Consider the following 8,885-nt stretch of genomic DNA (forward strand, 5'->3'; position numbering starts at 1 on the left):
AGAACAACCCCCCCCTTGGGGCGGGACGCGCACTTGTTTTATATCCCCCGGGGGCGGGGGGGGGGGGGGGGGCGGGGGGTCGGGGGTTCGGGCCGCGGGGCGGGCCCGGGCGGGCCACCTCACCCTGCTCCGCACTCCCGGTGTGTTCGGCGTATTCGGCGTGCCGGGCCTCGCGGGCGCAGCGCTCGCTGACGTCCTGGGCGGGGCCGAACTCGCCCTGGAGGACGAGGGTGACGCCGAGGGCCCACAGGGCGCGGGCGCGGGCGCGGCCGCGGGCCTCGGCGAGGAGCAGGGCCTGTTCGAGGCCGTCGCGGGCCTCGCGGAGGCGGCCCCGGCAGGACCAGGCGAAGGCGACCGAGCCGACGAGGTCGAGGGCGGCGTCGGGGTCGGTGCGCAGGAGCCGGTCCAGGGCGGTGCGCAGATCGGTGTGGTGGGCGTCGACGGTGCGGTACCAGCGGAGCTGGCGGGCGCCGTGCCACTCGGTCTCGGCCCGGCGGGCCAGGCCCCGGAAGTGGGCGGCGTGCCGGTCGGCGACGGCTCCGGCCTCGCCGGTGCGGTCCAGCCAGGTCGCCCCGTACTCGCGGATCGTGTCGAGCATCCGGTGGCGTCCGGCGGCGTCGGGCGGGCGGACCACGGAGGAGCGGACGAGTCCGTCGAGCGCCTCCGGCAGGGTCGCGCGGTCCAGCGGGCCGCCGGTGCACACGGCGGTCGCGGACGCGAGGTCGAAGGGGCCCCGGAAGACGGAGAGCCGGGCCCAGAGGAGGCGTTCGAGCGGGGTGCTCAGCTCGTGGCTCCAGCCGATGGCGGCGCGCAGGGTCTGGTGGCGGCTGGGCCAGACCCGCTCGGTGTGGGCGAGCAGGTCGAAGCGGGCCCCGGGCGCGGCGTCGAGGCGGGAACCGAGCTGGTCGCGCACGGCTTCGGCGCCCTGGAGGCGGATCTGGGCGGCGGCGAGTTCGAGGGCGAGCGGGATGCCCTCCAGGCGTACGCAGATCTCGCCGGCGGGTCCGGCGGCGGGGAAGTCCTCCCCGGCGGCGCGGCGCAGCAGGGCCAGGGCGTCCGGCCCTGCGGGCGGCAGCGGGTCGAGGGCGATCGTCTCCTCGCCCGCGACGCCGAGGGGCCGGCGGCTGGTGGCGAGGACGGTGAGGCCGGGGGCGGCGGCGAGGAGTTCGGCGACGAGCCGGGCGCAGGGTTCGGCCAGGTGCTCGCAGGAGTCCAGGACGAGCAGCAGCCGGTCGGCGGCGAGGCGGCGGCAGAGGCCGGTGGCGGCCGTGCCGGGGGTGTGGTCGGCGAGGTCCACGGAGTCGGCGACGAGCGCGACGAGCAGCCGCTCGCCGTCGAGCTGGCCGAGGTCGGTCCACCAGGCCCCGTCCGGGTACCCCTCGGCGGCCCGGTGTGCGGCGCGCAGCGCGAGCCGGGTCTTCCCGACTCCCCCGACGCCGGTCACGGTGACGAGGCGGTGCTCCGCCAACGCGGCGGAGACGCGCTCCAGTTCCGTGCGGCGTCCCACGAAACCGGGGTTCTCGTCCGGCAGATGTCCACGCACGGAAGCAGTGTCCCTCATATGTCCCCCGAACGGGTGCCTCCGGGCGCTTCGTTACGCACCCACGATCCGTCGCGCGCCTGCGATCCGTCGCACGTCCGCAATCCGTCGCCCTCCTACGATCCGTCCCCCGCCCACGGCCGCAGCTTCTCCGGGTTGCGGACCACCCAGATCCTGGCGACGCGCCCGTCGGCGACGTCGAACGCGGCCACGGTCACGACGGCGCCGTCCTTCCGGGCCACCAGGCCGGGCACGCCGTTGACCGACCGCTCCAGGAGTTCGAGGCCCGGCGCCCTGTCGGCGATGGCCACCATGTACCGGGCGATGCGCGTACCGCCCTCGACCGGGAGCAGGACGGTGCCGACCATGCCGCCGCCGTCGGCGGTCATCACGGCGGCCGGGTCGAGGAGGCCGACCAGGGCGGCGATGTCCTTGGTCTCCCACGCCTCCTTGACGTGTCGCACCACGTCGGCCCGGCCGGTCGCCGGTGCCGGGCCGTGCGCGGTGTCCACCCGCCGCCGGGCGGAGGACGCCAGCTGCTTGCAGGCGGCGGGGGTCCGGCCGAGGACGCCCGCGATCTCGGCGAACGGGTACCGGAAGACGTCGTGCAGGACGAACGCCACCCGCTCGGCGGGCGTCATCGACTCCAGGACGACGAGGAAGGCCATGGCCACCGACTCGTCCAGGACGATCCGGTCGGCGGGGTCCCCGGGGCCTGCGGAGGAGCCCGCGCGGTCCCACTCGGCGCGGTCGGGCAGCGGCTCGGGCAGCCAGGCGCCGACGTAGCGTTCGCGGCGGGCCCGTGCCGAGCCGAGCAGGTCCAGGCAGATGCGGCCGGTCACCGTCGTCAGCCAGGCCCCCGGGGACAGGATCTCCTCCCGGCGGCTCCGGGGCAGCCCGTACCAGCGCGCGTAGGCGTCCTGTACGGCGTCCTCGGCCTCGGTCACCGAACCGAGCAGCCGGTAGGCGACGTTGATCAGCCGTCCTCGCTCACCGGCCGTGCCGTCCGTGCCGGTCCCCACGGTCCCCATGCCCCGGCCGCCCCCTTCGTCGTACCTTCGCGGCCCCCGCCTTACCTTTCGCGGGCCCGCGTCGTCGAACGGGTGAGACCTTATCGATCCACTGCCCGGGGGCGGGAAGCCCGGGGCGGAAAAGGGGACTGTGACATGACCACCCAGGTGACGGCACACGCGGAGCGCGGCTTCTCCTTCCTGAGGACCGCGATCCTCCTGCAGACCCTGACGCTCTTCCTCCAGGCGGTCTCCGCCGGGCTGCTGCTGACCTCGTCCCACGGAGGGACGCTGCACGACGTCGGTTCCCGGGTCATGTACGGGGCGTCGATGCTGTACGTGCTCGCGGCGGTGCTGGCGTGGAAGCCGGGCGGCGGCCCGCTCCGGCCCGTGTGGCACGCGTCGGGCTTCCTCGTCCTCGCCTCGGTCCAGGTGGTGGTCGGCATCGCGCACGTCCCGGCGGTCCACGTCCCGCTGGGGGTCCTGATGTTCGGTCTGAGCGTGCTGGCGCTCGCCCGGCGCTGAGGGCCCGTGCCGCCCCGCCGCCTCAGGGGTTCCCCGGGCGGTCCCCGTGCTCGCCCGGCACGGCCAGTTCCTCCACCGCGTCGGCGCCGACGACCGCGCCCGAGGACCTCTTGCCGCGCCGCAGGCGTCCTTCGAGCCGGGAGGCGAAGGTGGTGAGCGCGAAGTTGAGGATCACGAAGATCACGGCGACGACGGTGAAGCAGGCGATCGTGTTGGCCCCGTAGTTGGCGCTCATCGGGCGGACCGAGGCGAGGAGTTCGGAGAAGCCGAGCATCGCGCCGCCGAGCGCGGTGTCCTTGACGATGACGACGAGCTGGCTGACGAGGGCGGGCAGCATGGCGGTGACCGACTGCGGCAGGAGGACGTACGCCATGGTCTGGCCCTTGCGCATGCCGATGGCCTCGGCCGCGTCGGTCTGGCCGGCGGGGAGGGAGAGGATGCCGGCGCGGACGACCTCCGCGAGGACCGAGGCGTTGTAGAGGACGAGGCCGGTGACGACGGCGTAGAGGGGCCGGGTGTCCGGGCTGATGCCGGTGAACTCGGAGTAGGCGGCGTTCGCGAAGAGCATCAGGATGAGGACGGGGATCGCCCGGAAGAACTCGACGACGGTGCCGGCCGCGCCGCGCACGGCGCGGTGGTCGGAGAGGCGGAGGACGCCGAGGAGGGCGCCGAGGGGCAGGGCGATCGCCATGGAGAGCGCGGCGGCGATCACGGTGTTCTTCAGGGCGGGCAGGACGTACGTCTCCCAGACGCGGGCGTCCGTGAAGAAGGGCGCCCACTTGGACCACGCGAGCTGGTTCTTGTCGGCGAGGCCCGCGGCCACCCACCACGCCACGGCGGCGAGCGCGGCCAGGAAGAGCAGGGTCCACAGGAGGTTGCGGCGGCGGGCGCGCGGCCCGGGGGCGTCGTAGAGGACGGTGGGGCTGTCCTTCCGCGGCCGTCCCCGCCCGCTCCGGCCCCTCATCGCTTCACCGCCGCCTTCTTGGCCACCCAGCCGAGGAACAGGCCGGTGGGCAGGGTGAGGCAGAGGAAGCCGACGGCGAAGATCGCCGAGACCAGGATGAGCTGGGCCTCGTTCTCGATCATCTCCCGCATCAGCAGGGCCGCTTCGGCGACGCCGATGGCGGCGGCCACGGTGGTGTTCTTGGTGAGGGCGATGAGGACGTTGGCGAGCGGGCCGACGACGGAGCGGAAGGCCTGCGGGAGCACGATGATGCGCAGGACCTGGGGGAAGTTCAGGCCGATGGCGCGGGCGGCCTCGACCTGTCCGAGGGGCACGGTGTTGATGCCGGAGCGGAGCGCCTCGCAGACGAACGCGCTGGTGTAGACGGTGAGTCCGAGGACGGCGAGGCGGAAGTTGATGGTGGTGAACCGTTCGGCGCCCATGTCGACCCCGAGGGTCTGGAAGAGGCCGAGCGAGGTGAAGACGATGATGACGGTGAGCGGGATGTTGCGGACGACGTTGACGTAGACGGTGCCGAAGCCCCGCATGAGGGGGACGGGGCTGACCCGCATGGCGGCCAGCAGCGTCCCCCAGACCAGGGAGCCGATCGCGGAGTAGACGGTGAGCCGCACCGTCACCCAGAAGGCTCCGAGCAGGTCGTACCCCTGGAGGAAGTCGAACACGGCGGCCCGCTCACTTCACGACGACGCCGATCTTCGGGGCGGGTTCGTTCCGGTAGCCGGCCGGGCCGAAGTTCTTCTCCACCGCCGCGTCCCAGGAGCCGTCGGCGACCATCTTCTCCAGGGCCGTGTTGATCTTCTCCTTGAGGTCGCTGCCCTTCTGGACGCCGATGCCGTAGTTCTCGTTGCTCATCTTGAAGCCGCCGAGCTTGAACTTGTCCTTGAACTCGCTCTGCGAGGCGTACCCGGCGAGGATCGAGTCGTCGGTGGTGACGGCGTCGATGACGCCGTTCTCCAGGCCGGTCAGGCACTCGGAGTAGCCGCCGTACTCCTGGAGCTGGGCGTCGGGGGCGAGTTTCGTCTTGACGTTCTGCGCGGAGGTGGAGCCGGTGACCGAGCAGAGCTTCTTGTCGTTGAGGTCGGACGGCTGCTTGATCGAGTCGTCGTCGGCGCGGGTCAGGACGTCCTGGTGGGCGAGGAGGTAGGGGCCGGCGAAGTCGACCTTCTGCGCCCGTTCGTCGTTGATCGAGTACGAGGCCGCGATGAAGTCCACGTCGCCGCGCTGGAGCAGCGTCTCGCGGTCGGCGCTCTTGGCCTCCTTCCACACGATGGTCGACGGGTCGTGGCCGAGTTCCCTGGCGACGTAGGTCGCCACGTCGACGTCGAAGCCGGTGTACGTGCCGTCGGGGGTCTTCAGGCCGATGCCGGGCTGGTCGAACTTGATGCCGACGGTGATCTCGTCCTCCCCGTGGTCGCGGGGGACGGCGGCGTTCGCGAATCCGGCGGAGGTGAGGGAGAGGACGACGGCCGCGGCGGCGGCCGTGAGGGACCTGCCGGTCCTGAGCGGGTTCATGAGGATCACCCCAGGGGGTCTTTCGGCCGGGCCTCGGCCCGGTGCTTGCTCAGTGGTGGAGGATCTTGGAGAGGAAGTCCTTGGCGCGCTCGCTGCGCGGGGCGCCGAAGAACTCGTCCGGGGTCGTCGCCTCGACGATGCTCCCGTCGTCCATGAAGACGACCCGGTGGGCGGCGGAGCGGGCGAAACCCATCTCGTGGGTGACGACCACCATCGTCATGCCGTCCCGGGCCAGTTGCCGCATGACCTCCAGGACCTCGTTGATCATCTCGGGGTCGAGCGCGGAGGTCGGCTCGTCGAAGAGCATCACCTTCGGATCCATGGCGAGGGCGCGGGCGATGGCCACGCGCTGCTGCTGGCCCCCGGAGAGCTGGGCGGGGTACTTGTCCGCCTGCGAGGCGACCCCGACCCGGTCGAGGAGGGCGCGGGCCCGTTCCTCGGCCTCCTTCCGGTCCTTCTTGCGGACCTTGATCTGCCCCAGGGTGACGTTGCCGAGGACGGTCTTGTGCGCGAAGAGGTTGAAGGACTGGAAGACCATGCCGACGTCGGCCCTGAGGGCCGCCAGTTCGCGCCCCTCGGCCGGCAGGGGCCGTCCGTCGACGACGATCTCGCCCGCGTCGACGGTCTCCAGGCGGTTGATCGCGCGGCACAGCGTCGACTTGCCGGAGCCGGAGGGGCCGACGACCACGACGACCTCGCCCCGGTGGACCGTGAGGTCGATGGAGCGCAGGACGTGCAGGGTGCCGAAGTGCTTGTCGACCCCGCGCAGCACCACGAGCGCGTCGCCGCCGTCCGGGACGGGCATGGCACCCTCCTGGGTCACGCCCCCGCTTCGGGTCACGCCCCCCGTTCCGGGTCGCACCACCCCCGCTCGGCGGCTCCCTCCTCACGTTCATGCTCCGCCCTCCGCAGGACCCGCGCACGCCGGACCCGCCCTCGCCGGGCGGGGGCGCACGGAGGGTGAGGAGGCGTTCGCCGGGGCGTGACCGGCGGTCCGAGCCTGCGCGCGCGGCGGCTCCTTGGCCGACACTGGGGGTGGGAGTCGAGTGTGCGAGGAGGGTCCGCCATGAGCAGTGCCACGCCCAAGGTCAGCACGTTGCCCCCGGAGCACCGGGAGCGCCTGATGGCCTTCGCCGAGGACGTGTACTTCGAGTCCGGCCACCGCCTCTTCGAGGAGCAGCAGCACGCCGATCGCTTCTGGATCGTGAAGACGGGCGCGGTGACGCTCGACGCGCGGGTGCCGGGGCGCGGGTCGCCCGTGATCGAGACCCTGCACCACGGCGAGCTGGTCGGCCTCTCCTGGATGTTCCCGCCGTACCTGTGCCAGTCGGGGGCCGAGGCGATGACACCGGTGCGGGCGTACGAGTTCAACGCCCCGGCCGTCCGGTCGATGTGCCGCTCCGATCCGGAGTTCGGCGCCTCGGTCCTGTTCTGGCTGGGCTCGATCCTGGCGCACCGCCTCCAGGTGACCCGGGTCCGGCTCCTGGACCTGTACGCCCCGCACGGCAGCGGGATCATGGCCTGAGGCCGGTCCGCGGAGCCGCCCCGGGGCGGTGCGGGACCGGGCGGTACGGTGGGGCGCACCGCTGATCCACCCGTACGCGTCCCCGTACCCGCGACCGGCTGTGAGGCCCGCATGACCGACCCGACGACGGCACGCGGGGCGCTCGCCCTGGTGGCCGACGAGTTCACCGAACTTCCCTTCGACGAAGGCCCCTTGACCGGTGACGGGCCGATCGGCTGGTCCGGCTACTCCGCCGCGCACGCCCGCGCCGCCGCCCGGACCGGCGAGACCGAGTCGGTGGTCTGCGGGACGGGCACGGTGGGCGGGGTGGAGGTGGTGCTGATCTCCTTCGAGTTCCGGTTCCTCGGCGGTTCCCTCGGGGAGCGGACGGGGGCGCGGGCCGTCGCGGCCCACGCCCTGGCCCGGGAGCGGCGGCTGCCCGTGGTGGTCCTGCCGGCCACCGGCGGCAGCCGGATGCACGAGGGCATGCGGGCCCTGCTCCAGCTCCAGCACCTGGCCCGCGAGTCGGAGCTGACCCGGGCCGCCGGGCTGCCGCAGGTGGCGGTCCTGCGGGATCCGACGACCGGGGGCGGCTGGGCCACGCTCGGCGCGGGTTCGGACGTCGTCCTGGCCCTGCCGGGCGCGCAGGTCGCCTTCGCCGGTTCCCGGGTGCGGCCGCCGGACGCGGACCCCGCCGCGTACACCGCCGAGGCGCAGCTCGCGCACGGGCACGTCGACGCGATCGTGCCGCCGGAGGCGCTGCGCGGCGTCCTCGGGCGCTGGCTGTCCCTGCTCACCCGCCCGGCCGAGGGCCCGGTCCCGCCGCCGTACGCGCTCGGCGACCCCGGCGCGGCGCCCACGGCGAGCGGCCGGGAGGCCGTGGCGCGGGCCCGACACCCCGAACGGCCCCGGGCCGACGCGTACCTCGACGCCCATTTCACCCTCCGCGAGGAGATCTCCGGCGACCGCTGCGGCGGTGTCGACCCGGGCGTGCGGTGCGGCTTCGGGCGGCTCCCCGACGGGCGCACCGTCGCCTACGCCGCGCAGTGCGGCACCGCGACCCGCCCGGCCGGCTTCCGCACCGCCGCCCGGCTGGTGCGCCTCGCCGGCCGCCTCGGCGTCCCGGTGCTCACCCTGATCGACACCCCGGGGGCCGCCAACGACGCGGAGGCGGAGCGTTCGGGCGCGGGCAGCGCGATCGCGGACCTGTTCGCCGCCGTCGCGGGCGCGCGGACCCCGCTGACCTCGCTGCTCGTCGGGGAGGGCGGCTCGGGCGGGGCGCTCGCGCTCGCCGCCCCGGGGAACACCTGGGTCACCCCGGACGCGTACTTCTCCGTCATCGCGCCCGAGGCCGCCGCGGCCATCCTCAAGCGCGCGCCCGGAGAGGCCGGTGCGACGGCCGACGCGCTGCGGCTGCGGCCGCGCGACCTCGTCGACCTCGGGATCGCCCGGGGCGTGGTGGAGCACCGGCCCGGGTCGTAGGAACGCGTTCGCGGGAACGCGCGGCGGCGCATGGCGGCGGGGGAAACGGGCAGGGGCCGGGTAGCGGCTGTCCGGGCGGACGAGCGCCGGACGCCACCGTGAACGACGGAGGTGACGTCATGGTCCCCCTTCTCCTCGTCCTCCTGGTGATCCTGGTCCTGTTCGGCGCGGGCTTCGCGATCGAGGTGCTCTGGTACATCGCCATCGCCCTGCTCGTGCTCTGGGTGCTCGGCTTCTTCATGCGGAGCGGCAGCGGCCGCTGGTACCGCTGGTGAGCCCCTGGTGAGCCCGGTGAGCGGAATCGACGAAAGCGCTCGTGCCGTGTCCCGGACGGTCACCGTCCGGGAC

At 73.8% G+C, this 8,885-nt stretch carries 10 protein-coding genes; 4 read left to right on the plus strand and 6 right to left on the minus strand.

What is annotated here, in order from left to right; translation table 11 throughout:
• Both ACWGSR_RS33805 and sigJ read right to left on the minus strand, forming a co-directional pair.
• Positions 1-1,543, minus strand: a 1,543-nt coding sequence (locus ACWGSR_RS33805; RefSeq protein WP_453572492.1) for an ATP-binding protein, incomplete at its 3' end; no start/stop codon positions are given.
• 113 nt (positions 1,544-1,656) lie between these two features.
• Positions 1,657-2,571 (minus strand): RNA polymerase sigma factor SigJ, encoded by a 915-nt coding sequence (sigJ, locus tag ACWGSR_RS33810; protein WP_453572495.1) that lies wholly within the window; start codon positions 2,569-2,571, stop codon positions 1,657-1,659.
• Between the two features lie 135 nt (positions 2,572-2,706).
• Between sigJ and ACWGSR_RS33815 the strand changes: the two genes are divergently transcribed.
• Positions 2,707-3,075 carry a hypothetical protein gene (locus ACWGSR_RS33815; RefSeq protein ID WP_376241100.1) on the plus strand — a complete coding sequence of 123 codons (369 nt, stop codon included), beginning with the start codon at positions 2,707-2,709 and terminating at the stop codon, positions 3,073-3,075.
• A gap of 22 nt (positions 3,076-3,097) precedes the next feature.
• Here ACWGSR_RS33815 and ACWGSR_RS33820 read toward each other — a convergent pair whose 3' ends face one another.
• The 4 genes from ACWGSR_RS33820 to ACWGSR_RS33835 are packed head-to-tail and all read right to left on the minus strand — an operon-like array spanning position 3,098 to position 6,356.
• Positions 3,098-4,039: an amino acid ABC transporter permease gene (locus ACWGSR_RS33820; RefSeq protein WP_376241098.1), complete on the minus strand. Its 942-nt coding sequence runs from the start codon at positions 4,037-4,039 to the stop codon at positions 3,098-3,100.
• Positions 4,036-4,701, minus strand: coding sequence for an amino acid ABC transporter permease (locus ACWGSR_RS33825; protein ID WP_453572498.1), 666 nt, complete (start codon positions 4,699-4,701; stop codon positions 4,036-4,038). Before ACWGSR_RS33825 ends, ACWGSR_RS33820 begins: the two co-directional genes overlap by 4 nt.
• 10 nt (positions 4,702-4,711) lie before the next feature.
• On the minus strand, positions 4,712-5,560 hold the full coding sequence (locus tag ACWGSR_RS33830; RefSeq protein WP_376241094.1) for a glutamate ABC transporter substrate-binding protein: 849 nt from the start codon (positions 5,558-5,560) through the stop codon (positions 4,712-4,714).
• 40 nt (positions 5,561-5,600) lie between these two features.
• Complete coding sequence (locus ACWGSR_RS33835; RefSeq protein WP_376241092.1) at positions 5,601-6,356, minus strand: amino acid ABC transporter ATP-binding protein; 756 nt, start codon at positions 6,354-6,356, stop codon at positions 5,601-5,603.
• Positions 6,357-6,617: 261 nt separating this feature from the next.
• Between ACWGSR_RS33835 and ACWGSR_RS33840 the strand changes: the two genes are divergently transcribed.
• The 3 genes from ACWGSR_RS33840 (at position 6,618) to ACWGSR_RS33850 (ending at position 8,812) form a co-directional block, all read left to right on the plus strand.
• A complete protein-coding gene (locus ACWGSR_RS33840) occupies positions 6,618-7,076 on the plus strand; it encodes a Crp/Fnr family transcriptional regulator (protein WP_062759927.1) in 459 nt (152 codons plus the stop codon).
• A gap of 111 nt (positions 7,077-7,187) precedes the next feature.
• Entirely contained in the window at positions 7,188-8,537 is a 1,350-nt protein-coding gene (locus tag ACWGSR_RS33845; protein ID WP_453572502.1) for a carboxyl transferase domain-containing protein, read from the plus strand.
• 119 nt (positions 8,538-8,656) lie between these two features.
• Positions 8,657-8,812, plus strand: a complete 156-nt coding sequence (locus ACWGSR_RS33850; protein ID WP_453572504.1) for a hydrophobic protein — start codon at positions 8,657-8,659, stop codon at positions 8,810-8,812.
• Positions 8,813-8,885: the final 73 nt, after the last annotated feature.

Source organism: Streptomyces sp. NPDC055632, from assembly GCF_053618675.1.

What these genes read in the sequence shown, in the direction of transcription:
- ACWGSR_RS33820 (WP_376241098.1), bottom strand. Translation starts at nt 4,039, where the DNA reads ATGAGGGGCCGGAGCGGGCGGGGACGGCCGCGGAAGGACAGCCCCACC.
- sigJ (WP_453572495.1), bottom strand. Translation starts at nt 2,571, where the DNA reads ATGGGGACCGTGGGGACCGGCACGGACGGCACGGCCGGTGAGCGAGGA.
- ACWGSR_RS33850 (WP_453572504.1), top strand. Translation starts at nt 8,657, where the DNA reads ATGGTCCCCCTTCTCCTCGTCCTCCTGGTGATCCTGGTCCTGTTCGGC.
- ACWGSR_RS33840 (WP_062759927.1), top strand. Translation starts at nt 6,618, where the DNA reads ATGAGCAGTGCCACGCCCAAGGTCAGCACGTTGCCCCCGGAGCACCGG.
- ACWGSR_RS33835 (WP_376241092.1), bottom strand. Translation starts at nt 6,356, where the DNA reads ATGCCCGTCCCGGACGGCGGCGACGCGCTCGTGGTGCTGCGCGGGGTC.
- ACWGSR_RS33815 (WP_376241100.1), top strand. Translation starts at nt 2,707, where the DNA reads ATGACCACCCAGGTGACGGCACACGCGGAGCGCGGCTTCTCCTTCCTG.
- ACWGSR_RS33845 (WP_453572502.1), top strand. Translation starts at nt 7,188, where the DNA reads ATGACCGACCCGACGACGGCACGCGGGGCGCTCGCCCTGGTGGCCGAC.